This is a genomic window from Maribacter sp. LLG6340-A2 (assembly GCF_045057105.1).
Taxonomy (GTDB): Bacteria; Bacteroidota; Bacteroidia; order Flavobacteriales; family Flavobacteriaceae; genus Maribacter.
Genome location: NZ_CP159332.1, coordinates 1,699,368 through 1,724,514, shown reverse-complemented (window position 1 = coordinate 1,724,514; position 25,147 = coordinate 1,699,368). Strand labels below are relative to the sequence as shown.

The window sequence follows — 25,147 nt, the reverse complement described above, 5'->3', positions numbered from 1 at the left end:
TCGACTGTGCTAGACCGGACATTAAACTCTGTACTTCTTTTACGCCCACTCTTTAGGCATTTTTTGTTCTCTTAAAGACACAAATTCAATATTGTTATCCGTTTCTTCAGAATTAACAAAGTGCGTATAACGCGCTCTAATTTCTGGGGTTTCCACTGCCTCTTTCCATTCACATACATAAGAATCTACCAAGGCTTGCATTTCTGCATCAAGTTGGTCTACAATACCTAGGGAGTCATTGATGACAACATTTTGTAAATAGGTGATACCGCCTTCCAATTTCTCTAACCAAGGTGCGGTTCTTTGTAAAGGTTGTGCGGTTTTTATGTAGAACATGATAAAACGATCTACATATTTTATTGCTGTTTCCTTATCAACTTTTTCTGCTAGTAATAGCGCGTGTTTAGGTGTAGCGCCACCATTGCCGCCTACGTAAACATTCCACCCACCTTCAACTGCTATAAACCCGAAATCTTTACCTCTTGCTTCTGCACATTCGCGAATACAACCAGAGACACCACCTTTGAATTTATGAGGAGAACGTATGCCTTTATAACGGTGTTCTATTTCAATGGCAAAACTTACACTTTCATCCATACCATAGCGGCACCAAGTAGAACCTACGCAACTTTTTACGGTACGTAAAGATTTACCATAGGCTTGACCCGTTTCAAAACCTTCCGCAATCAATTCTTCCCAAATCATGGGAAGTTCATGTAGTTTTGCTCCAAACATGTCAATACGTTGTCCGCCGGTAATTTTGGTATACAGGTCATATTTTTGCGCTATTCTACCAATGGCCATTAATTGTTTTGGTGTAATTTCTCCACCGGCTACCCTTGGTACTACCGAGTAAGTTCCATTACGTTGAATATTGGCTAAATAGCGATCGTTACTATCTTGTATGGTTTCTTGTCTATTGGCTGTTTCATTGTATAAACTGGCAAATATTGCAGCAACAGCCGGCTTGCAAACTTCACAACCGTTACCAGAACCCACTTCATCTAAAAGTGTGTCGTAATCAGTAATACCTTTTAGTTTTGCGAGATCAAAAAGTTCTTGGCGAGAATAATCGAAATGTTCGCATAAACGTTCTTTTACCGTTTTACCTAAGGTTTTTAAACTTTCCTTTATTAAGTCGGTCACCATAGGTTTACAACCACCACAACCGGTAGTTGCTTTTGTGGCTTTGGCTACATCTTTTAAGGTTTCGTTGCCATTATCTAAAACAGAGCAGCAAACATCACCTTTGGTAACAGCTTCGCAAGAACAGATTACTGCTGTATCAGGTAGGTCCATGGCGCTTCCAAAAGCAGAACCCCCTTCGCCTCTAGAGCCAACGATCAGTTCTTCGGCATTATCTGGCAAAGGCATATTGTTGAGGTACATTTGATGAAGAATGCTATAATCTTCGGCATCACCAACCATAATTCCGCCTAATAATGTTTTCCCGTCATGGCTAACATTTATTCTCTTGTAAATTCCTTTTGTTTTGTTTTCATAGATAATGGAAAGTCCTTTCTCTGCCGGCATATAGGGAATACCAAAGCTGGCAACATCAACCCCTATCAATTTCAGTTTGGTAGACATATCAATTTCAGACTTCATGACCACGTCACTTTGTTCAAGAATTTGATTAACCGCAACCTCTGCCATTTCATAACCTGGGGCAACCAAACCGTAGATCATTTGGTTATACAATGCTACTTCGCCTATGGCAAAAATGGTTGGATCGGAAGTTTGCATTTTATCATTTACCACAATACCGCCACGTACGCCCATTTCTAGATTACAGGTTTTTCCTAGTTCATCCCTTGGTCGTATACCTGCTGAAATGACCAACATATCCACATCTAATTTGTCATCTTCGCCAAAATCCATTCCTGTAATTGCGCCATTGCCCATAATACTGTTGGTGGCTTTTCCGGTATGTATCGATATACCTATAGATTCTAGGGTTAGTTGTAATACGTTGCTACTTCTAGCATCTAATTGCCGGGGCATCAATTTTGGGGCAAACTCCACTACATGTGGTTCTAGACCCATGTCCATAACCGCCTTACCTGCTTCAAGACCAAGGAGTCCGCCACCAAGTATTGCCGCTTTGCCGTCTGGCTTTGATTTTTTTATTTCTTCGGCGTATGATAACATCGCCTCTAGATCTTCAATGGTTCTATAGACAAAGACACCCTTTTTTTCTACACCTTGAATAGGAGGAACAAATGGTGCCGAGCCTGTAGCCAAAACCAAGTAATCATAAATGAATTCTTTTTCACTAGCGGTAGTAATGGTCTTTTTACTTCTATGAATATCGGTAACCCTTTCATTAACTATCAATTCTATATCATTATCGGCATACCATTCCAAAGGTGCCATTTCTAATGCTTTGGCGTCTCTATTTTCAAAGAATTCGCTTAAGTGCACCCTGTCATAGGCAGCGCGTGGCTCCTCACCAAAAACAATCAGTTTAAAATGCTTACTTTCTTCACGTGCGGCAAATTTCTCACAGAATTTATAACCTACCATTCCGTTACCGACAACAATTATTGTTTTCATACCCATATTGTTTAGCTACTTAGCAATATTACGTATAAATACGTATATAAATACTGATTTTATGAAAATAATTACGTATTCTTGTTGAAGAATCCATAATTAACAATGCTAAATACTATGAAGATGGAATTGGAAAAAACGGTAAAAGTAAGTTTGGTAGGTGCGGGTCCTGGGGCTAAAGACCTAATAACAATAAGGGCTATGAAGGTTTTGAACCAAGCCGATATTGTTTTATATGATGCATTGATCAGTGATGAGCTATTATCTGAAATACGTACCGATATACCTAGGATGTTTACAGGTAAAAGATGTGGAAAACATTCGCACACACAAGATGAAATCAATGAACTTATAGTAAAATATGCCTTTAAGTACGGCCATGTGGTACGCTTAAAAGGAGGTGACCCTTTTGTTTTTGGTAGAGCGAACGAGGAGATAGAATATGTAGAATCATTTGGTATACCGGTAAGTGTAGTGCCTGGCATTACTAGTGCTATAGCAGTACCATCTAGTCAAGGTATACCTATGACTAAACGAGGGGTAAGTAGTAGTTTTTGGGTTATGACGGCAACAAAAAGAGATGGTTCGTTTTCTCAAGATTTACAGTTTGCTGCCAAATCATCTACCACTATGGTTATATTAATGGGGATTAGAAAGTTGAAAGAAATAGTTAAAGAAGTTAGTAAATATAGGGGATTGATGACACCTATTGCTGTAATTCATAACGGAACTACTACGCATGAAAAATGTTATGTAGCTACTTTAGATACGCTGAACACTATTTCAGGAGAAGTTGATATTACACAGCCTGGTATTATTGTTATTAGTGATGTGGTAGCTGATCATCCATCATTTTTTGAAGAAGAAGTACAGCGTATTCTTCACCATGCCATTTAACCGTTAAAAGACATTGAATCTCTAACTATATTCTGGTCATTGCCAAAAAGAGTATGCGGAACAATGGCAAATATTGATGTATCTTAAATATTATCTGCGTTAAATTCAGAATTAAATAACTGGAGTTGAGCTATTTCTTCGATTCTTTAAAAATACGTAGTAAAATAAAATTTTATTCAAAACTACGTATTATTACGTATTTTTTATAGTAGGTTTGTATTCATTCAATAACAGAATCTGCTATATAATGGAAAGTCAAACTAAAAAATCTACTACCTTAAAATTAACGAATGTAAAAAGTTTACCCATTCGTACTTTTTGGATAACCTCAATTGCATTTTTCATATGTTTCTTTGCTTGGTTTGGTATTGTACCATTTATGCCAGATGTGGTAAAGGATTTAGGGTTGACCCCAGATCAAAAATGGAATTCTATCATTTTAGCGGTTACAGGTACTGTTTTCGCTAGACTTCTAATAGGCAAACTTTGCGACAAGTTCGGTCCGAGGTTATGTTATACCTATTTATTGATATTAGGTTCCATTCCTGTAATTCTTATTGGTTTTGTGCAAACGCCGTTACAGTTTTTAATATGTAGGTTGTTTATTGGTTTTATAGGAGCATCGTTTGTTATCACCCAATTTCATACTTCAATAATGTTCGCCCCAAATATTGTAGGTACAGCGAACGCTACCTCTGCTGGATGGGGAAATTTAGGTGGTGGTGCCAATCGTTTAGGTATGCCATTAATTGCTGCAGCAGTGGTAAGCTTTGGTGTTGCCGATGAAATTGCTTGGAGATATTCTATGATTATGGCTGGTATTATTGCCATGTTAATGGGTGTTGTATATTACTTTTTTACCCAAGATACTCCAGAGGGAAACTTCAAAGAATTAAAAGAGGCTGGTAAAATGCCGAAGCTTAAAAAAGATGAAGAATCATTTTTAAGTGTATTAAAAGATTATAGGGTTTGGATCCTTTTCATTGTATACGCAGCTTCTTTTGGAATGGAGCTTACCGTGTATGGTACAATGGACGATTATTTACAAAATACATTCGGATTAACAAGATCCACTGCAGGTAATCTGGTACTTTCATTTGCGCTCATGAACATTTTTGCAAGAACCTTGGGTGGTTTTTTTGGGGATCGTTTTGGTAGGTTAAAAGGATTGCGCGGAAGGGTGCTTTTCTTGACCGTAATACTTGCGCTAGAAGGCGTTATGCTTTCTACCTTTTCATTGGCCACAAGTTTTGCAATGGGTATCATATTTTTAATAGCCTTTAGCTTAACGGTTCAAATGGCAGAAGGGGCAACTTTCTCGGTTGTGCCATTTATCAACAAAAAAGCAATTGGTTCCATATCGGGCATTGTTGGTGCGGGTGGCAATGTTGGCGCATTTTTAGCGGCACTTTTACTGAAATCAAAATCGGCAATGGCAGAGACCAACGCGTTGGCTGCAAATGCTAATTTAGGAGAAGAAGCAATGAAAGCTGCTCAATCTGCTGCAGCGTCGGGTGCGGTATCAAGCGGGTATTTAATAATTGGAGGCTTTGTTATTGTTACGGCACTAACCACACTTGCCATTAAATTTTCTGCGGAAGATGAAAAACAGGTGAAAGAAGAATTGCAAAAGGCAGATACCCCTGTGGTCAAATTATCACCAAGTTCCATATAAGTTCGTAAACCTATGCGAGAAGGCACAAATCAAATATCGACCTATACTGAACAGCAAGATAAGCTGCTTGCTAGTGCCTGTGGTATATGTACGAATCAAAATTGCCTTATTCAAAAGAACATCAACACTCCTAATATTGGCAAGCTAGTAAAAGCGAGAAAAGAAATAAAGTGTAAAAAGGGACAGCAGTTCATTATGGAGGGCGCTTCGGTTACAGGATTATTTTTTCTATTAAGTGGCAAAGTAAAAGTATTAAGAACCGGTCTTCATGGTAAAGAACAAATAGTACGCTTTGCCACTCCGGGTGAAATTATTGGGCACAGAGGTTTTGGTACAGAAGAGACCTACCCTATTAGTGCCATTGCTTTGGTAGATTGCACATTGTGTTACTTCTCAAAAGAACTACTACAAGAAACATTAAGAGAAACACCCAGTCTTACTTATGACTTTATGTTGTTTTATGCCAACGAACTTAATCGCAGTGAAATTAGAGTGAAGTCTTTATCTCAAATGACGGTTAGAGAACGTGTCATAGATACCTTATTATATATTAACCGCAAGTTTGGGCAAACCAACGGCTATTTCTCGCTCTTATTAAGCAGACGTGAATATGCAGATTATGCGGGAACTACCGAAGAGCAGGTCATACGAATGTTCTCCATCCTTAAAAAAGAGGGATTGTTGACCACCAAAGGCAAAAGAATTGGCATTTCAAATATCACACTTCTTAAAAAAGAAATTTCAGAGCATAATTTCTACTTGGATAGTTAATAGTACGTACTATCTAATCACACATACTTACGTAGTTGTCACAATTTCTTTTATCAGAAGTAAAAGGTTAATTAACAGCGTTTAAATATTAAAACCTGCTTTTTCGCAGATTTTAATATGGTTTTAGAAGGGTTTATAATATGGTATAAAAAGAGGTTTAAACATTCCTAATCGCATTAATGAAAATAGTTGTTACGTATATATTTGTAGAAATAAGTATAAATACGTAGAAAACTAAATAATAGGATTATGAAAAACATTTTTACTTCATCTATTTTAACCTTTTCCCTAGCCTTGGTCTTTACGGCTTGTGGAGATACTAAAAGCAAGAAAGCCGAATCGGTTACTGAAGAGGCGGTAGCTTCTAAAACTAAAATGCTAGATATTGAAAAGCCACAGTTAACCTTCGGTTTTATTAAACTGACCGATATGGCACCTTTGGCGATTGCTAAAGAAAAAGGTTTTTTTGAAGAAGAAGGACTTTTTGTTTCTGTAGAGGCACAGAGTAACTGGAAAAACGTATTAGATCGTGTAATCGATGGGCAATTAGATGGTTCGCATATGTTGGCAGGTCAGCCAATTGCTGCAGGTGCAGGTTTTGGTAGACAAGCAGAATTGGTCACTCCTTTTTCAATGGATTTAAATGGTAACGGAATAACCGTATCTAATGATGTTTGGTCAAAAATGAAACCAAATGTGCCTGCAGATCCCGACGGAAAACCTATTCACCCTATTAAGGCAGATGCTTTAAAACCGGTAATTACATCTTATAAAAATGAAGGGAAGCCTTTTAAAATGGGAATGGTTTTCCCAGTATCTACACACAATTATGAATTGCGCTATTGGCTAGCGGCAGCAGGAATTCACCCAGGTATGTATACTGCAGATAACGTGCAAGGGCAAATAGATGCCGAGGTGTTGTTATCGGTAACTCCTCCGCCACAAATGCCGGCAACATTAGAGTCTGGTACTATTTATGGATACTGTGTAGGTGAACCTTGGAACCAACAAGCGGTTTTTAAAGGAATCGGTGTTCCAGTAACTACTAATTATGATATCTGGAAAAACAATCCTGAAAAGGTATTTGTAATGACAAAGCAATTTGTAGAGCAAAATCCTAATACGGCCATTGCGGTTACAAAAGCATTGATCAGAGCCGGTAAATGGTTAGATGAACCTTCTAATAGAGCAGAAGCGGTTGAGATATTGTCCATGTCACAATATGTGGGCGCACCAAAAGAGGTATTGGCAAATTCAATGACAGGAACATTTGAATTTGAAAAAGGAGACAAGCGCGAAATGCCAGACTTCAATGTATTCTACAAGTACAACGCAACATATCCATTCTATTCTGACGGTATTTGGTTCTTGACACAAATGCGTAGATGGGGGCAAATTCCTGAAGCTAAAACTACAGATTGGTATGCTAGTACCATTAAAGATATCTACAGACCTGATATCTGGAAAAAAGCGGCAGATCTTTTGGTAGCTGAAGGACAAATACCTGCAGCAGATATACCTGCTACAGATGGTTATAAAGCAGCTACATCAGACTTTATTGACGGCACCAGCTTTGACGCTAAAGACCCTATTGGGTACATCAACAGTTTTTCTATCGGAAACAAGGATAAAAAGTAAGCACACATATTCATTGACTTTAAACAAATTATTATGGAGCAAGAAATGGTCTTAAAAAATGAAAAAAGTTTGTCTGCAAGCATCAAGCAGCTGCTTATAAAACTTACACCAAGTGTAAAAAAGGATGGTATTCTAAAATCTTTGAAGAATGCCGGTATAACCCTTCTATCCATCTTATTGTTTATAGGTTTATGGCACATGGGGTCAAAAGCCCTTTACAATAAAGAGGCAAATTATAAGATAGAAAAAGCATTACAAGAACGAGGGGAAGAAGCTGCTGCTGCCGAGCGTGCATGTATAGAATCGGGAGATAGTAGCTGCCAGCCCAATACCTTGCCTTCTCCTTCTCAAGTATGGGCTTCTTTAAAATCTTTGGTTGCCGATCATCAAGTAATTAAAGCAGATAAGGCCGCTTTTGCAGAAAAATTGTCCGCAACCAATGAAAAATTGATTGCACAAGGTAAAGACCCAATAGTCTACACCGGTAGAGCTTCGTTTATAGACATTGTGCTAACAAGTATAAAAACGGTTTTTGCCGGTTTTCTTTTAGCATTGTTAATCGCCGTGCCTATCGGAATAGTGATCGGTCTTAGTCCGTCTTTACGCAGTGCGTTTAATTGGTTTATTCAAGTATTTAAACCTGTGTCGCCCGTAGTTTGGTATCTACTGGTATTTATGATCGTAAAAACCTTATATATCGGCGATAGCTCAGACAATGCCTTTGTCATCTCTTTTATTAGTGTTGGGCTTTGTGCCATGTGGGCAACTTTGGTCAATACGGCTATGGGAGTATCATCGGTTGATAAAGATTATATCAATGTTGCCAAAGTTTTGAAATTGGGTACGTTCCAAAAAGTATTCAAGGTAATTCTACCATCATCACTACCGTTAATTTTTACAGGATTACGTATTACCCTTTCGGTAGCATGGATGGTATTGATCGCTATTGAACTACTGGCACAAAGTCAAGGTTTAGGACTTTTTGTTTGGGAAGAATTCCAAAACGGAGCAAACGACTCTAACTCCAAAATCATTGTGGCCATGTTCGTCATAGGTATTATTGGTTTTTTGTTAGATAGATTGATGTTGACGGTACAGAACATGGTTTCTTTCAACAAAAATGAGATGGCATAATTTATAAAAAGAAGCACATGGCATACTTAGAACTAAATAATATTTATAAGACCTATGGTGAGGGCGATGGTAGTACAGAAGTACTGTCTAACATTAACCTTACTATGGATGAAGGAGAATTTGTAGCAATCGTAGGCTTTACCGGTAGCGGTAAAACCACCTTGGTAAACTTGATCAACGGCTTGTTGCAACCCACTAGTGGCGAGGTTCTTTTTAAAGGGAAACCGGTAACGGATACCAGTCATGAACGTGGTGTAATTTTTCAAAATTATTCCCTTTTGCCTTGGTTAACGGTTGGGCAGAATATTTACATGGCGGTAAAAGAAGCTTTTCCAAAAGAAAGTAAGAAAGTTCTAATGGAAAGGGTTAAAGACTACGTATCAATGGTAAGTCTGAGTCCGGCAATAAATAAAAGACCAAAAGAGCTCTCTGGCGGAATGCGCCAAAGGGTTGCGGTTGCCCGTGCCTTGGCCATGAATCCTGAGATGATCATTATGGACGAGCCCTTAGGAGCTTTAGATGCTTTGACCAGAGGTAACCTGCAAGACGAGATCTTGAATATTTGGAGCCAAGACAAGCGTACGGCATTATTGATTACCAATGATGTGGACGAAGGTATTTATATGGCAGACCGCATAATTCCATTAAAACCAGGTCCTAATGCCACCTTGGGTCCAGAGTTTAAAATAGACATTGAAAGACCAAGGGATAAAACGGCCATGAACGATAATCCTGTATATAAGAAAACTAGAAATGCCATTATAGAATACCTAATGGATATAGGTGATGAGAGAAAAACGGTATCTGATATAGAATATAAATTGCCAGAGCTTACCCCAAAAAGTTTTGTGGCCTAAAGAATTGGAAAATGAATACAGTACAACAATCTAACGAAGTATATTCAGAGAACGGCATTGCTTATCCTTCTAACATAATGCTAGACCTTTCTAAATTAAAGAAAGTATATCCTACACCAAAGGGAGATTATGTGGTTCTTGAAGATTTGAACTTACAGATCTTAAAAGAAGAATTCGTAACCATTATTGGTCATTCAGGTTGTGGAAAAACCACAATGCTTTCAATGATCGCTGGTCTTAACCCAATTTCTGGAGGTAATATTTCTGTGTTGGGCAACCCGGTAAAAGGTCCCGGCCCAGATAGGGGTGTTATTTTTCAATCTCCCAGCTTAATGCCGTGGATGACAGCTTTACAAAATGTTTTGCTAGGAGTCAATCAAGTTTTTCCACAGGCGACCAAAGGGCAGCGACAAGACATAGCAAAATATTATTTGCACAAAGTAGGACTTGAAAATGCATTTCATAAAAAGGCATCAGAATTATCGCAGGGTATGCAACAACGTGTGGGTATCGCAAGGGCATTTGCCATTAAACCCAAAGTATTGTTGTTAGATGAACCTTTTGGTATGCTAGATTCTTTGACCAGGGGAGAATTACAGGATATTCTCATTGAAATTTGGAACAAAGAAAAAATTACAGCGGTCATGATCACCCATGATGTTGATGAAGCCATCTTTTTAGCCGATCGCGTTATTATGATGACCAGTGGACCAAAGGCAAAAATAGGGGATATTCTCTCTATTGATTTTGAACGGCCACGAACTCGCAAATCTGTATTGGAGAGCGATGATTATTACACTTACAGAAAACATTTGATAGATTTTCTTGAACACTAACCATTAACTAACTCAGTATTTAAACAGTAACTATTATGAAAAAACAATACCTAATTATCACTCTGTTATTTTTGACCGGTAATGCCATGTGGGCACAATTTACGCTCGACGGTCAATTTAGACCAAGAACCGAATATAGACATGGTTTTGGTAATATTATACCAGATGCGGCAGATGCTGGCTTTGCAATATCTACCCGAGCACGATTAAACGCAATGTACTCAACGGAAGCCTACCAGTTTTATCTAAGCATACAAGATGTATTGGTTTGGGGTGAAAACAGACAAATATTGCCAGACGATCAAAACGATTCTTTTGCCGTTTTTGAAGCTTGGGCCAATATAAATTTAGGAAAAGGTTGGTCCACTAAATTGGGTAGACAATCTATTGCTTATGATGACCAACGTATTTTTGGTGGGTTAGATTGGGCACAGCAAGGCAGAAACCATGATGCCGGACTTTTAAAGTACAAAAAAGACAAGTTTATGTTAGACATAGGTCTTGCTTTTAGTCAAGATTTTGATAATCCTACAGGGTTTCAGTCTGTAGGTACGGCATATAATACATCTGGTTTTTTTACCTATAAGACCATGCAATATGTATATGCAAAACAACAATGGGATAAATTCTCTGGTAGCTTTTTGGCATTGAACAACGGTTTCCAAAATTTTGATACTGATGGCGCTGCCGATGGTATAAGTAGTTTGCAAACCATAGGTACACATTTAGGGTATAAGGCAGGAAGCTTTAGCGCAAATGCCAATATATTTTTACAAACGGGCGAAAGACAGAATGAAGTAAAAGTTGGTGGAGCATATTTATTAGGTCTTGAATTGGGTTATAAAGCCAGCGATAAGGTAGCATTGGGCATTGGTACAGAAGTAATAAGCGGTAACAAGGCCGATACCACAGATAAGACCGAAGCTTTTTTCCCACTGTATGGAACTAATCATAAGTTTAACGGATTCATGGATTATTTCTACGTAGGTAACCATGCTAATTCCGTAGGGCTGTTTGATATTCACGCAAGTGCAAAATTCAGCTTAGGAAAGCAGTCTAGCTTATTGGTCAAGGTATTGAACTTTAGTGGAGAGCAAGAATTACCAAGTGGAGAAAAATCATTGGGTACCGAAGTTGATTTGGTATTCGCTAAAAAATTCAAAGGCTACGGACTAGCAATTGGCTATTCTCAAATGTTCGCTGCAGACGGCATGTACGAGCTTAAGGGAATTACAGAAGACCTTGCGGCAAGTAGCCAAAATTGGGCATGGGTACAGTTGACCATTAAACCTCAATTCCTTAACACCAAAAAAGAATAGTATTTGTATTTAAATTAGTTTGGTTATACGGCCTATACGGCACTTTATGTATAGGCCGTATTTTTTTAAAATTATATGTAATTTAGCGTCGTACGTATAATTACCTATATTTTGAGTGAAACAACAAGAATAGTATTGGCAGATGATCATGCTTTGGTAAGGGACGGTATACGTTCTTTATTGGAAACCGAGTCTGATCTAGAAGTGATAGGGGAAGCATCAAATGGCAAGGAGGCTATTGATTTGGTTGCAGAAGTTCACCCAGACATTTTGATTATCGATATTAGAATGCCCGTTATGAACGGTATTGATGCCGTGGCAGAACTCACCAAAAGTAAATCGCCTGTAAAGACCATTATACTTTCTATGCATGATTCTGAAGAATATATCTTAAAATCTATTAGCTCTGGTGCCAATGGATATTTGCTAAAGGACACCGATAAATCAGAATTTATAAAGGCAATACACACCGTTAGGGAAGGTGGTAAATATTTTAGTGGAGACATAAGCAACGTTCTTGTAAATAACCTATTGGGTGCCAAAAAAGAGGTGGTAAAAGAAGACACACCTAAAAAGACGGGTGAAAATGTATTTGACCTTACCAATAAAGAATTAAAGGTTTTAGAATTGGTGCTATCTGGTTTAACCAATCAACAGATTTCAGAAAAACTTCAAAACAGTAAGCGAACCATAGAAACGCATCGATTTAATCTAATGCGTAAAATGGATGTCAAAAACCTTATAGACCTTTCTAAAAAGTCGCAGAAGTATAACCTTATTTAACCAAACTCGTATTCAGCTTTATGAGCTGATTAGTAATGGGATAAGCTTAAAACTGCGAAATATTTATCCATATTTACTATTTAAAGCAGGCATGTTATTTTAACAAGTATGCGCCCTAGTTTGCTATTCTTTGATTTATTCTCAGTATTTACCCGTATTAATTTAGAATCGCTAGTTTTTAGGCAAAACATTTATCATAAAAAAATACGTATTTATACGTACTTTTTATAATTTGCAGTGTACTTCTAACCCATTCTTTATCATTGATAAAATGAATAGCAACAAAACTCATAAAACCATATGTTCTTATTGCGGTGTAGGCTGTGGTATATTGGTAGATGTAGATGCAAAAGGAACTATTACCGTAGATGGTAATCCAGATTATCCATCCAACAAGGGCATGCTATGTTCAAAAGGACGAAATTTAAATTACGTAGCTCAAGATACTTCAGATAGAATTTTATACCCAGAAATGAAATGGAGCCGTAACCATCCCTTACAACGGGTTTCATGGGATACCGCTTTTGAACGCGCTGCAGCAGTGTTTAAAAGTATCATTGCAAAACATGGTCCCGATAGCGTAGGTTTTTATGTTTCTGGGCAATGCTTAACCGAAGAATACTATTTGATAAACAAGCTAACCAAAGGATTTATTGGTACAAATAATATAGATACAAATTCTAGGCTATGCATGAGTTCTGCCGTAGTGGGTTATAAAAAAACATTGGGTGAAGACTCCGTGCCTATTTCATACGATGATATAGAACTGGCAGATTGTTTTTTAATTGCAGGGGCCAACCCAGCATGGTGCCACCCTATCTTGTATAGAAGATTGGAAAAGCATAAAGAAGAGAATCCTAATGTAAAGATAATTGTAGTAGACCCTCGTAAAACACAGACTTGTGCCGGGGCAGATTTACATTTGCAAATTTTACCGGGTACAGATGTTATTCTCTTTAATGCCATAGCAAGAAGGTTAATAGAAAAAAGAAAAATAGATACCGCTTTTATAAAAAAGCATACCGCCAATTTTGAAGCTTGTAAAGAAATGGCTTATACCTTGACCCTTAAAGAAGCGGCTAAAAAATGCGGTATTCCCGTTGCCGATATTCGCAAGGCAGCAGAGTATATTGGCAATGCCAAAAAGTTCATAAGTATGTGGACCATGGGGCTCAACCAAAGTGTTATTGGTGTTGCTAAAAATGTATCGTTATTGAATCTTTCCCTATTAACAGGTCAAATAGGAAAACCTGGTTCAGGTCCTTTTTCATTGACCGGACAACCAAATGCCATGGGTGGTAGAGAAGTAGGTGGCATGGCAAGTTTATTGGCAGCCCATAAAAACTTAGGCAATCCCAAGCATAGAAAGGAAGTATCAGATTTTTGGGGAGGCGGAGAAATACAGGCAGAACCAGGATACACGGCAACAGAAATGTTCGATGCGCTTGATGAAGGAAAATTAAAGGCAATTTGGATAATCTGTACCAATCCGGCAGTTAGCATGCCTAATGTAAATAAGGTAGAAAGAGCCTTGAAGAAGGCAAAATTTGTAGTGGTACAAGATATTTCCCATAATTCGGAGACCACAAAATTTGCAGATTTACTATTACCTGCAGCGGGTTGGCTAGAGAAAGAAGGTACCATGACCAATTCAGAAAGAAGAATTAGTTATTTACCAAAAGTTATAGACGCCCCTGGCGAGGCATTGCCAGATGCAGAAATAATTTGGCGCTTTGCACAGGCAATGGGTTATACAGGTTTTGATTATGCAAATAGTAGCGAGGTCTATGATGAACATTGCCTATTGACTAAAGGTACCGAAATAGATATTTCGGGTTTGTCGTATGATCGATTGAAGAATGAAGGTAGTTTTCAATGGCCCGTGCCTCATAAAACCCATAAAGGTACGCCTAGGCTATTTACAGACCGTAAATTTTTCACCAATGATAAAAAGGCACACTTTAACGCCCCTGCTACACTTTACAACAAATCGGAGGAAACAGATAACGAATATCCATTAATATTAAATTCTGGTAGGGTTCGTGATCAGTGGCATACGCGCACCAAGACCGGTAAAGTAAAAAGATTATTGACCCATATACCACAGCCTTATTTAGAAATGAATGCTGTAGATGCCTACTTAAGGAAAATAAAAGATGGCGATATTGCGTTGGTGAAAAGTAGACGTGGTCAAGTACAAGTGAAAGTACAGCTCAATTATGATATTAGGGAGTCGGTCGTTTTCTTGCCAATGCATTGGGGCAAAGTATTGAACAATGATTTTGGTAGGGCAAATAACCTCACTAATGATTTGGTAGACCCCGTGTCTAAAGAACCAGATTTTAAGTACTGTGCCGTTGAGGTCACCAAGTACGTTAAAGAGAAACAGAAAGTTGTTGTCGTTGGGGCAGGTGCCGCGGCGTATCGCTTTATACAATCATACAGGGAAAAGAATACTGTAGATGAACTTCATGTGTTTTCAAAGGAAAAAGATCCGTTCTATAATAGGGTTTTGCTTCCTGAATATGTTAGTGATGAACTTTCATGGGAAGCTTTGGAGAAATTGAAGGAAGGAGAACTACAAAAGTTAGATGTAACCTTACACTCGGGTATTTGTATAGACAATATTAATGCTGATGATAAAACGGTTGTAGATGCTAAAGGAATTAGGCATAGTTACGATCTGCTAATTATGGCAACGGGTAGTAGGGCATTTATACCTAGCGATGTACAAATAAAATTACCTGGCAGGTTTACCATGCGTGAAAGGGGAGATGCCGATAAACTCAGAAAATATTTAGCGGAAACTGGACTCAAGGCAAAAGACCAGAACGTAGTCATTGTAGGTGGCGGACTTTTAGGGTTGGAGCTTGCCGCGGCATTGAAAAAGATTAACATCAACATTAGTATTATTCAGCGGGCACCACGTTTAATGGAGCGTCAGTTAGATAGCGTTGCTAGTAGGTTGTTGGCAGAAGATGTTATGGAACGGGGCATAAACTTATATTTTGATAATGAGGTAAGTACCGTTTTTGAAGACAAGGAACAGAAGCATAGCCTTTTAGTAAACCTAAAAACGGGTAGAACCATTCAGTGTAATGCCATAGTGTACGCCATAGGTACCAGACCTAATATAGAATTGGCAAAACAGACCGGGGTGCATACCCGTAGAGGTGTCGTTGTTAATTCATACTTACAAAGTAACGACCCATCAATCTTTGCACTTGGCGAAATAGCCGAGTATAAAAATTCGCTTTTTGGTATCACATCGGCAGCAGAACAACAAGCTGATATTGCTGCTAACTTTATTCTAGGTGACTTTAGTAGCATCTACAATGGTTCGGTATTAATGAATATTCTAAAGTTCGAGAACTTGGATCTGTGCAGTATAGGTATGGTCAACTCGCCATTAGGAGATTCGTCTTATGAAGAAATTATTTTAATGGATGTAAGTAAACGATTCTATAAAAAATGTATTGTAAAGGACGACACCCTTAAAGGGGCTATACTGTTGGGCGATAAAAATGAATTCGCAGAGTTTAAAAGATTGATTGAAGAAGAAATAGAACTTTCTGAAAAGCGCAATGAATTACTTAGGGGAGCTTCCACTTCTGTACCTATGAAAGGGAAATTGGTATGTTCCTGCAGTCAAGTAGGGGAAGGTAATGTGATTGATGCCATTAAAGCAGGATGTTCAGACTTCAACAAACTATGCTCAGAAACGGGTGCAGGTTTAGGCTGTGGTAGTTGTAAGCCAGAAATTAAGGAGTTATTAAAGAACCAGCTGGTATTGGCAAATTAAAAGTAATAGTTATGAACGATGATCTTCATAGAATATTGATAAAAGGCGGAGTAACATCGCCTGGGGAATTGAAAGATATAATTGCCATGTTGGAGTCTGCCGGACTTAAAAGTGTAAATTTTGGTTCAAGGCAAGATATTTTGTTTCCACTGAAAGATGCTAAAGAAGAACAACTGGAAAGCATATCAAAATTCAATACCGATATTATTGCCAATAGGTCTTATCAGAATATCGTTAGCTCATATGTTTCGGCAGATATTTTTGATATGACACATTGGTTAAAAGGTTCTACGTATTTATATATTTTAGAAGGCTTTGATTTTTTACCAAAGTTAAAAATCAATGTTACCGATCCAAAACAGCGATTAGTACCCATTTTTAGTGGCAATCTTAACTTTATAGCCTCAGATCAAGAAGATTATTGGTATTTAAATATTAAACTACCACACTGGAAATCATCTGCATTTTATCCGGTTCTTATTTATAGTTGGGATATAAATTCCTTATCAAAACAGATAGAGGAAATACATGAAGACATTTCAGATATTGATGAACTGTTCTTTATTATGAACAAGAATTTAGAAACGAACAATAAGACCATGGAGAAGGAATTAAAGGTTCCTTTTCAAACTTTCCCCTATTATGAAGGCATGAACCGTTTAGGGTCAGATCTGTATTGGTTGGGGCTTTATTGGAGAAACAATAAATATGACCTGTCATTTCTTAAGGAGTTCTGTGGTTTTTGTCTGGATAACAGTATTGGTAAAATCTGTATTACACCTTGGAAATCATTTGTGGTAAAAGGCATAAAAAAATCCAGTAGGCCAGAGCTGGAAAGGTTTTTGGGCAAAAGAGGAATTAATGTTAGGCACTCTCAGTTAGAGATGAACTGGCATGTACCTATTGATGATGGAGAAGCTCTGGAGTTAAAAAAATATTTGGTTAGAAGTTTTGATCAAAATGATATAAGCACTTATGGCCTTACTTTTGGTATTAGCAATGAAGTGGGTAAGCGTTCTCACTTTGCCTCGGTGATTATTGAAAAGAATAGTTTGCCCACCATTGTGAAAGAATTTGAAGTTCGCCCTACCTACAACGTACTACATTTTGAACATTTTGACCCCAATAGCCAAAAGTATATTACCTACGCTCAAGATATTGATAAAATAGAGCTGCCAGGACTTTTGATGGAGTTGAGTAAAATGTATTTTGATCAATTAGGTCGCGTAGAGGATATCGAAAAAGTAAATAATATTGAAGTAGAAGAAACGAAACAACAACTATTTCAATGTCAAGATTGTTTTACGGTATATGATGCGTCTTATGGGGATGAGAACAACGGTATACCGGCAGGAACAGCGTTTAAGGATATTGAAGAAACCTATTCCTGTCCCGTGTGCGATGCTCCTAAAAATAGATTTAAGAAATCTCTTATACAGGTAGTATAAGCGCCTTTTTATCTATAGTTATTCTTACTTGTGTATAAAGTAAACGAGATATGTAATGGGTCTAGAGGCACAAAATACATGCCTACTCTTACAATAAATAGGATTTATCTTACAATATTTCAATTAGTTAACGTATATTTAATACAGGCAACAATTTACTTTGTTCAGTTAAAAAGTTGAAATGGTTGGCTATATTTTTGTTTTGTATCAATTTTAAATAACCACCAATGACCAGAGTAAATATAGATGAATCCAAGAAAGTAACTCCCCTTGAAAAGGCTATAAAATTTACCATAGTAATTGCCGCTATAGGCATTGTAATGTGTTTTGTTTTTTTAGCGCTTGATAAGTAAATCTTCTTTAACCCATATTAAGGTGAGTAATGATACCATACGTTTTATGACCAGGGCTATTGAGCTTGCTCAACTTGGCAAGAATAATGGTGGAGGTTCTTTTGGTGCGGTAATCGTGAGGAATGGTGCCGTTGTTGCCGAAGGCTTCAACAAGGTCAAAACATTATCTGACTGTACACAACATGCAGAACTTTTGGTTATACAGGAAGCCTGTAGAAAATTAAAAACAACCACTTTAACCGACTGTACCTTATATACCAGTTGTGAACCTTGTATGATGTGTCTGGGCGCCATTTATTGGGCCAAGATTCATAAAGTATATTACGGCAGTTCTGCACAGGATGCCAAAGAGCATGGTTTCATATATTCCAATATGTTCTATGCATCTAGTAAAGGGGCAAGACACAAGGAATTTAATCTAGAACAATTAATGGCAGAAGAGGCCATTAAAGTGTGGAAATAATAGCACCAATTACGGTTGCATAACCGGTAACTCTAACACTCTTTCCGGGCCATAGAATTTTAAGGCTATACCAAAAACAATAACGGACAGCACCATACCGATCATAAATACGGTATATGTCCATCGTAAAATTCTGTATTTTCTTTCAAGAACAACTCCTAAAAAATAAAGGTCTTTTGTTAAGGAACTATAGATGTAGTCCTTATCTTTTATAAGTTGTGACATGGCCCAATCATACTGTTCCAATTTCATTTTATGGAAATTTCCAAAGAACAAAAGGTTCACCTTTTTCATGTTCACCTCTTCCTCGGTAAATTGTCCGGAAGTAACGTTTGGTTTTGTAGCTAAAATGGACATGACCATAGAGACAATACTGAACATGATAAACACGCAGGTTGGATAAATGAGATAATCATTAGATGGGTTGTCCAGTTTTGGAATTAAATTGGATAAGGCCATGGAAATAATAATGGCGTTGACAGACAGCAGAATATTGGCTTTGGTATCTGCAATATCACTTAATTTTAAATGATTTCGTAGGGTTACCCTGTACAAGGTCTGTATGCCCCTATCAGGCAATTCTCCCTTATATTTGGCCTTTAATTGCTCTTTTTTGGCCAGTTTGTTATTTTTCTTTTTTCCTTTAATTAATTTTTTAATGTTCTTGTCCTTGCCAGGCTGCCAATTTTCTAATGCATGTTTGGTATAAAATCTATGTTTGGTACGTAACAACCTAATATTCTCTTCTCTCCATTCTGTTAATGAATATTGCGCAATTCCTAGAGATTCAAGTTCTTCGCGCAAAAGTTCAGAGGTGGCCAAAAAATCTTTCTCGGCAAAATGAGAAGAATCCGCATCACGCATTATTTTTTCAAGAGTGTTCTTGGGTTCATAATCCTTGAGCGTGGCCATGATCAATGTACAAACCTGGTCTATGAGCTTTTCTGAACAATCATGTTCGGATAAAAACTCCTTGGCCATATCACAACTATTTTCCTCGTGATTTCTATAAGAGACCGTATATCCCAAATCATGAAACCAAGCTGCCAACAGGAGAAATTCCTCCTCTTCTCCACTAATCTGTTCCCCTTCTATAAGTTCCTTAGTGCTCTGTACCACACGTTGTGTATGGCGTAAATTATGGTATAGATAATTGGGATTGGTGTCCGATGCCAATTTATCACTAACAAATTGTGCTGCTTTTGAAACTATTGAAGACATGGAAAGGTATTTGTCATGATTTAAATATAAAATTAGATTTATTTGTTAGAACGATAGACCAAAACCAACTTGAATCAAATTACTTTCTTTAGAATTAAAATAACCCAAATTAAAGGTTAATGCTTTTAAACTACTGATCCATAGTCCACCACCTTGTGATGTATGCCATACATTGGAATCTTCATCTGGCTGCCATACCCTACCATAATCAAAACCTCCGTAAACCCCAATTGTTACGGGAGATACAGCAGTAATATAGCGTTTTACTTTAAGTTTTAGGTCAGAGGATTGGTAAAAATAGGATTTACCTGTAAATCGCTCGTCCCTAAATCCCCTTAAGCCGTTACTGCCTCCAAGAGAAGGGGTGTGGTAAAAAAAGACTGTATCGGCATCGAATAATCCTTTATATTCAGCCATTGTACTATAAACTAAATTACCGGAAGGTTCCAATTTATGGTCAAAGCCAACCTTTAAAGAGGCATAACCAAATTTATTGTTAGTAAGGTCAAAGTTCATTTTATACCCCGCGCTAAAACCAAAATAAATTGCTTTGGTCGGGAAATCGCCCGCATCGTCCCTATCATACTCACCTGTAAGTTCCACGCCGCCATATTTCTGATTTTCAAAAAGGGCATTTTCAAGGTTGGCAGGGTTGAATAATCTATTTTCATTGTCCGCTACCTTAAAGGATTCAAAAAGCGCCTTGAATCTTAGACTGTAATAGGCCAAGCCCGCACTTGCTTTAAATTGCTGAATTCTGGCCCTATAGTAATCCCTGCCTAAATCATCTTCTGCATTACTGGTTTCATTGCCATATCCAAAAAAGTTGGTGACAAAGCGGTCGTTGGTAAAATATGCATCCATTTCCAAATTCCAACCCGGGAAAATACTACCATATTTACCAGAATAGGCAATTTCCGCAGCCTGAAAATCAAAGAAATAGTTAGCACTTACTCTGTGTTTTTGTCTAAAGGAGTTTCCGTTTATACCGTTTTTGGTATACGTATTTGAAACCCCAACAAATGCACCATCATCTGTCCTGAACCCGGCATTGGGTACTAGAATATTATAATTTGGTTCAAAAAACCTAAAATGGAAGGTATTGGTCCTGTAATTATCGGACAATAGGGTTTTGGGAGTTTCTTCTTCAAAGGTTATTTTTTCATGCTCCCATTCAAAGATTTGTACTTTCTTTTTATTTTTAATAGCGTAGATATCTTTTCCGTAACCACCAATGAGCTTTAATTTAATTTGAGGTTTTTCTTCTCCCTCAATAACAAAAACATCATCATCCCCCAGGCCATAGACCCATATTTCCTTGGTGATATTGGGGTCAAACGTTCTAGAGTACATCAACTCATTTTTTTCATCGGATAAAATTCGTCTAACCGTTATGCTGGTTTTACCGTTTGGCATTCTGGTGATGGTGAAAATATCATCTTTTTCCGTTCCTTTAACTGCCACGATCTTATTTAGATAAGTAGCATACTCTTTAGCAACTTGCGGTAAGGTTTGTAAACGGGCGATCAAACTTTCTTTGATGTATGATGAGGTTTCGTCCTGTACCTCAACAGGAAGGCGTTTAAAGGCATTTTCAATTACCTCTGTCGTCATACCCTTTTGTATGGCCTTGGCCTCCTCCACCCACACCTCTGTACCATAGGAGGTAAGCAAGGTTCTATCTAACCTACCGCCCGATAGGTTGAGCCATTTTACGTTATCAACATCCTCATCATAAGTTTCCCAATTACGTGTATTGGGTACAAACCAATTTATGAAGGGTATAACCTTCCCGTCAAATCTGGGGAATACATTGTCACGATCACGGGGTACCGGCATAAATTCCTTTTCCCCATCTGGACTTTCATATTCGATCCAACGCCATTGGTCTTGGTGTCTATCCCAATCACCTATAAGCATATCAAAAATTCGGGCACGTATAAAACTTCTTTCATCCACGGTATATGATTCATCGCTCTTAATTTTTTCAAGCATATCTGTAGTACTCTCATAATCCGTTACCTTGCCCGTTTCATCTATAGTTCTTCTGTACCCCTTATAATTGGCCTGTTCTTCTGATGGGCGCCGTTCTATATAATAAAGCTCATCACCAAAATCTTCATTGTATTCTTCCAGAGCCTGTTGCTTGGGTACATAGAACAAATCTGTATCAGAATGATTAATTTCTATGGAACTGGCCAATGGGTCTACCACCAATTGCATATATGGGTGGGCCGTGGTAAAGAAGTCAGAAATAGCTTTTTCTGCCCATGTATCTTGGTAATCTGCCGTATTGTACGAGATGCCGGGCAGTTTAAATTTTAAGAATTTAAGGGCGCTTTTGCGCAGGGAACGCATGGCATATTGTTTACCGTTGGCATCTTCTAACCGTAAGGAAAAAGATTGATGTCCGCCACCTTCCTTAACCACTTTTAGTCCGCCATATAAGGTGTCTATGTTTACTACGGGAGCCTTAACAGGTTGTCCATATAAGGAGCGGTAGCGCTTGCCCCACAAAAATTCATAAAATCCGCTTTTAGAATAATCCGATCTGTCCTCCAGTATTTTTGCCGACACATGTTTGCCTGTGGGCTGGGTAAAATTGGTAAATTGTTTTTTTGTTTCAAACTCAGGCAGAACGGCAAATGTTTTATGGTCTTTAAGGTCGTTTTCAGAGACAAAGGTGACTTTGGAACTACCGTCCTCAAAATAATCCAACCGTGCAAAACCACGGTCGCCATAAGCATATTTCCCGTTGAAATCTATAGACCCGCCTATAGCCGTAATCTTTCCGGGACCTAATTTGGTGGCACTTTTAGAACCTAGGGAACCGCTTATAATTTGATGTAAACCTCCACCCTCAAGTAATTGTAGACTTTCCTCATGACCAGAAACCAAGGTGATCCGGTCATTTGCCTGAGCCAAAGCGCTAACCGCAATTCTTAGGTAATTATACCTTCTGGAATTTACGTGCTCTGGATTAAAAGCCCCAAGGTCCATCACCGCATTTTTGACCGTGCCGGCCAATGGTAGGGGTTTCATATGATCGGTAAAAGTAGTTTTACCGGCATAAATACCATTGGTAAATACCGGGTGGTGCATGGCAATAACGATATTTTTGCCTTGGCCATCGCCAATGTAACCTTCCAACTCTTCCATAAAGCGTCTTCTGGTAACAATATCAGTACATTTACTATTGATGTCCTCAATTCTGGACCAGTTAGAGACAAACCACTTAGAGTCTATAAGAATAAGGTCCAGATTTTCATTAATGACCTTGTGCTCTATAGGGCAACCGTTGTTGGGGTCTACTTTTGTACCTTCCCTATTTACATTTTTAAGTAAATTTTCAACCTTTTCTATTTTATCTAGCTCGTAACTTTTCCATTCATTGTTTCCGGGCAAGAAAATGATTTCCCCTTTGAAATTGGCAGACAGTTGCAATTGTTGTTGAACAAGTAGGCTGTCGGTTTTCCAATTACCGGTATCAGGGCTAATATTATCCCCCGTAAAAATGAGTGTACTAGTTGTTGAGGCGCCATTTAACTCCTCCTTAAACTGCCTTAAAAGTGCGTCATTGGGTGTGGTGGATAAATTGCCCAAACCGCCTGCAATGAAAAAGGAATGGGTTATTTTTTTATCCGCCCTATCAAGGTCAGCCGTTACAGCAGTAGCTTTTTGCTCCTTTAAAGTTGCGCATGATGCAAGCACCATAAAAACAGCAAGAATAAGTGATCTGCTGTATTTATGTGAAAAGTACCATTTTAATAAAAAGGGTCGTTTGGTCATATAATGATTTTAGTGAATATTTGGGACGTAGGTATTTTAATTGGTAAAGAACACATTGGATACGATGATACCAATGATTAGAAGCACTAGAAAAGCAATGACTATAGTTGCCCCTAATTTTGTTTTCTTATTTTTCTGAAGGATATATTCTCTTGTATCCTCTTCTGGTTCCTTAACAAATTTTGTTTTTTCACTGTCTTGTTTCATAGCTTTTTTTATTTGTTTATGTATACTGTTTTTTTATTTACAAACTCCAATATTCCCTCTTTTGATAGTTCCCTTCCATAGCCTGATGCTTTTGTGCCGCCAAAGGGTAACCGCGGATCGGACTTAACCATTTCGTTCACAAAGAAAGCACCGTCCGGGATATTGGAAATAGCGTTAAATGCGGCATCTATATCTTGTGTAAACAACATGCTACCTAGGCCAAATCTGGAATCTGTGGCCAATGCCAGCGACTCTTCCCTATCCTTGGCCTTTATTATCGCTGCGACCGGACCAAAAGTTTCTTCCTTGAATACGGGCATGTCTACGGTAACATAGGTAATGATCGTAGGGGAGAAATAGGCCCCTTGTCTTTCATTGCCAAGTGTAATTTTAGCTCCCTTGGTAAGGGAATCATCAATTTGTTGCTGTAGTGTTTCTGCCAAGTCCTCACGAGCCATTACGCCAATATATGTATCCTCTTGCATGGGGTCACCAGATGTTAAATCTTTGACCTTGGCCGTAAATTGCTCCACAAAGGCATCGTATATATCTGCACAGACAATAAAGCGTTTTGCGGCAATACAGCTTTGTCCCGTATTTTGCATGCGGGCTTTGACCATGGTGTCCATATGAGCATCTAAATCTGCATCTTCCCAAACAATACACGCATTGTTGCCGCCCAGTTCCAATACAGATTTCTTAAGGTTTTCACCGGCCAATTTTGCTATAGCCTTCCCCGCTTTTTCACTACCGGTCAAGGTGACCGCTTTTACATGTTCATTTGAAACCAAGGTTTCTATGTCTTCATGTCCTGCAATTATATTTTGAAAACATCCATCAGGATATCCAGCATCAATAAATAATTGTTCTAGGGCCTTGGCGCAACCAGTTACATTGGAAGCATGTTTTAACAATGCCGTATTACCTGCGGTCAAGGTAGGTGCGGCAAAACGTATGACCTGCCAAAAAGGATAATTCCATGGCATGACCGCAAGAATGCATCCTAATGGATCATAGCTGATAAAGCTTTCATGAGCATCCGTATCAATAAGTTCATCGGCCAAAAAATCTTCCGCATTGGTCGCATAGAAATCACATGCCAAAGCACATTTTTCTATTTCAGAAATACTTTGGGAAATAGGTTTACCCATTTCTTGGGTAATGAGTTTAGCGTATTGTTCTTTCCGTTCTATAAGTAGCGATGAAATATTAGAAAGTAATTGACATCTTGTCTTAATACTGGTTTTTTGCCATTGGGGCGTTACCGCTATAGATTTTTTCAATTTCTTATTTACAGTCTCATGGGTATCCTTGGTATATGTACCAATGGTATTACCGTTATAAGGGTTTTTAGATGTAATCTCTTTCATGGTTACAAAATTAAATTTTGATGCGACA

18 protein-coding genes are annotated in these 25,147 nt (G+C 38.1%); 13 read left to right on the top strand and 5 right to left on the bottom strand.

Annotated features, from left to right (window positions below; genetic code table 11):
• Positions 1–39: 39 nt before the first annotated feature.
• Positions 40–2,556: a nitrite reductase large subunit NirB gene (gene nirB / locus ABVM52_RS07385; protein ID WP_405384770.1), complete on the bottom strand. Its 2,517-nt coding sequence runs from the start codon at positions 2,554–2,556 to the stop codon at positions 40–42.
• Between the two features lie 123 nt (positions 2,557–2,679).
• Between nirB and cobA the strand changes: the two genes are divergently transcribed.
• From cobA to ABVM52_RS07320, 13 genes are all read left to right on the top strand, one after another.
• Positions 2,680–3,453, top strand: coding sequence for a uroporphyrinogen-III C-methyltransferase (cobA, locus tag ABVM52_RS07380; RefSeq protein WP_405384769.1), 774 nt, complete (start codon positions 2,680–2,682; stop codon positions 3,451–3,453).
• Positions 3,454–3,700: 247 nt separating this feature from the next.
• Positions 3,701–5,128 (top strand): MFS transporter, encoded by a 1,428-nt coding sequence (locus tag ABVM52_RS07375; RefSeq protein ID WP_405384768.1) that lies wholly within the window; start codon positions 3,701–3,703, stop codon positions 5,126–5,128.
• 12 nt (positions 5,129–5,140) lie between these two features.
• Positions 5,141–5,899 carry a Crp/Fnr family transcriptional regulator gene (locus ABVM52_RS07370; RefSeq protein WP_405384767.1) on the top strand — a complete coding sequence of 253 codons (759 nt, stop codon included), beginning with the start codon at positions 5,141–5,143 and terminating at the stop codon, positions 5,897–5,899.
• Between the two features lie 249 nt (positions 5,900–6,148).
• Positions 6,149–7,537 carry a CmpA/NrtA family ABC transporter substrate-binding protein gene (locus ABVM52_RS07365; RefSeq protein ID WP_405384766.1) on the top strand — a complete coding sequence of 463 codons (1,389 nt, stop codon included), beginning with the start codon at positions 6,149–6,151 and terminating at the stop codon, positions 7,535–7,537.
• A 33-nt stretch (positions 7,538–7,570) separates the two neighbouring features.
• On the top strand, positions 7,571–8,671 hold the full coding sequence (locus ABVM52_RS07360) for an ABC transporter permease (RefSeq protein WP_405384765.1): 1,101 nt from the start codon (positions 7,571–7,573) through the stop codon (positions 8,669–8,671).
• Positions 8,672–8,688: 17 nt separating this feature from the next.
• Positions 8,689–9,528, top strand: coding sequence for an ABC transporter ATP-binding protein (locus ABVM52_RS07355; RefSeq protein WP_405384764.1), 840 nt, complete (start codon positions 8,689–8,691; stop codon positions 9,526–9,528).
• Between the two features lie 11 nt (positions 9,529–9,539).
• Positions 9,540–10,364, top strand: a complete 825-nt coding sequence (locus ABVM52_RS07350) for an ABC transporter ATP-binding protein (RefSeq protein WP_405384763.1) — start codon at positions 9,540–9,542, stop codon at positions 10,362–10,364.
• Between the two features lie 35 nt (positions 10,365–10,399).
• Positions 10,400–11,683, top strand: a complete 1,284-nt coding sequence (locus tag ABVM52_RS07345) for an alginate export family protein (RefSeq protein WP_405384762.1) — start codon at positions 10,400–10,402, stop codon at positions 11,681–11,683.
• Positions 11,684–11,794: 111 nt separating this feature from the next.
• Positions 11,795–12,466 (top strand): response regulator, encoded by a 672-nt coding sequence (locus ABVM52_RS07340; protein ID WP_405384761.1) that lies wholly within the window; start codon positions 11,795–11,797, stop codon positions 12,464–12,466.
• Positions 12,467–12,737: 271 nt separating this feature from the next.
• The gene (locus tag ABVM52_RS07335; protein ID WP_405384760.1) at positions 12,738–16,268 is read left to right on the top strand and encodes a molybdopterin-dependent oxidoreductase; all 3,531 of its coding nucleotides are present in this window, start codon (positions 12,738–12,740) and stop codon (positions 16,266–16,268) included.
• Positions 16,269–16,279: 11 nt separating this feature from the next.
• Positions 16,280–17,716, top strand: coding sequence for a rubredoxin (locus ABVM52_RS07330; RefSeq protein ID WP_405384759.1), 1,437 nt, complete (start codon positions 16,280–16,282; stop codon positions 17,714–17,716).
• Between the two features lie 227 nt (positions 17,717–17,943).
• Entirely contained in the window at positions 17,944–18,069 is a 126-nt protein-coding gene (locus ABVM52_RS07325; RefSeq protein ID WP_405384758.1) for a hypothetical protein, read from the top strand.
• A gap of 22 nt (positions 18,070–18,091) precedes the next feature.
• Positions 18,092–18,532, top strand: coding sequence for a nucleoside deaminase (locus ABVM52_RS07320; protein ID WP_405384757.1), 441 nt, complete (start codon positions 18,092–18,094; stop codon positions 18,530–18,532).
• A 9-nt stretch (positions 18,533–18,541) separates the two neighbouring features.
• Here the strand turns inward: ABVM52_RS07320 and ABVM52_RS07315 are convergent, their stop codons facing one another.
• From ABVM52_RS07315 to ABVM52_RS07300, 4 genes are read right to left on the bottom strand one after another with little or no spacing between them, the layout of a single operon-like run.
• On the bottom strand, positions 18,542–19,753 hold the full coding sequence (locus ABVM52_RS07315) for a Pycsar system effector family protein (protein WP_405384756.1): 1,212 nt from the start codon (positions 19,751–19,753) through the stop codon (positions 18,542–18,544).
• 45 nt (positions 19,754–19,798) lie between these two features.
• The gene (locus ABVM52_RS07310; protein ID WP_405384755.1) at positions 19,799–23,542 is read right to left on the bottom strand and encodes a ShlB/FhaC/HecB family hemolysin secretion/activation protein; all 3,744 of its coding nucleotides are present in this window, start codon (positions 23,540–23,542) and stop codon (positions 19,799–19,801) included.
• Between the two features lie 36 nt (positions 23,543–23,578).
• Positions 23,579–23,749, bottom strand: a complete 171-nt coding sequence (locus tag ABVM52_RS07305; protein ID WP_405384754.1) for a hypothetical protein — start codon at positions 23,747–23,749, stop codon at positions 23,579–23,581.
• An 8-nt stretch (positions 23,750–23,757) separates the two neighbouring features.
• Positions 23,758–25,119 (bottom strand): NAD-dependent succinate-semialdehyde dehydrogenase, encoded by a 1,362-nt coding sequence (locus tag ABVM52_RS07300; RefSeq protein ID WP_405384753.1) that lies wholly within the window; start codon positions 25,117–25,119, stop codon positions 23,758–23,760.
• Positions 25,120–25,147 lie beyond the last annotated feature (28 nt).

Coding starts and splice junctions, on each gene's coding strand:
- nirB (WP_405384770.1), bottom strand. CDS start 2,556: ATGAAAACAATAATTGTTGTCGGTAACGGAATGGTAGGTTATAAATTC.
- cobA (WP_405384769.1), top strand. CDS start 2,680: ATGGAATTGGAAAAAACGGTAAAAGTAAGTTTGGTAGGTGCGGGTCCT.
- ABVM52_RS07375 (WP_405384768.1), top strand. CDS start 3,701: ATGGAAAGTCAAACTAAAAAATCTACTACCTTAAAATTAACGAATGTA.
- ABVM52_RS07370 (WP_405384767.1), top strand. CDS start 5,141: ATGCGAGAAGGCACAAATCAAATATCGACCTATACTGAACAGCAAGAT.
- ABVM52_RS07365 (WP_405384766.1), top strand. CDS start 6,149: ATGAAAAACATTTTTACTTCATCTATTTTAACCTTTTCCCTAGCCTTG.
- ABVM52_RS07360 (WP_405384765.1), top strand. CDS start 7,571: ATGGAGCAAGAAATGGTCTTAAAAAATGAAAAAAGTTTGTCTGCAAGC.
- ABVM52_RS07355 (WP_405384764.1), top strand. CDS start 8,689: ATGGCATACTTAGAACTAAATAATATTTATAAGACCTATGGTGAGGGC.
- ABVM52_RS07350 (WP_405384763.1), top strand. CDS start 9,540: ATGAATACAGTACAACAATCTAACGAAGTATATTCAGAGAACGGCATT.
- ABVM52_RS07345 (WP_405384762.1), top strand. CDS start 10,400: ATGAAAAAACAATACCTAATTATCACTCTGTTATTTTTGACCGGTAAT.
- ABVM52_RS07335 (WP_405384760.1), top strand. CDS start 12,738: ATGAATAGCAACAAAACTCATAAAACCATATGTTCTTATTGCGGTGTA.
- ABVM52_RS07330 (WP_405384759.1), top strand. CDS start 16,280: ATGAACGATGATCTTCATAGAATATTGATAAAAGGCGGAGTAACATCG.
- ABVM52_RS07325 (WP_405384758.1), top strand. CDS start 17,944: ATGACCAGAGTAAATATAGATGAATCCAAGAAAGTAACTCCCCTTGAA.
- ABVM52_RS07315 (WP_405384756.1), bottom strand. CDS start 19,753: ATGTCTTCAATAGTTTCAAAAGCAGCACAATTTGTTAGTGATAAATTG.
- ABVM52_RS07310 (WP_405384755.1), bottom strand. CDS start 23,542: ATGACCAAACGACCCTTTTTATTAAAATGGTACTTTTCACATAAATAC.
- ABVM52_RS07305 (WP_405384754.1), bottom strand. CDS start 23,749: ATGAAACAAGACAGTGAAAAAACAAAATTTGTTAAGGAACCAGAAGAG.
- ABVM52_RS07300 (WP_405384753.1), bottom strand. CDS start 25,119: ATGAAAGAGATTACATCTAAAAACCCTTATAACGGTAATACCATTGGT.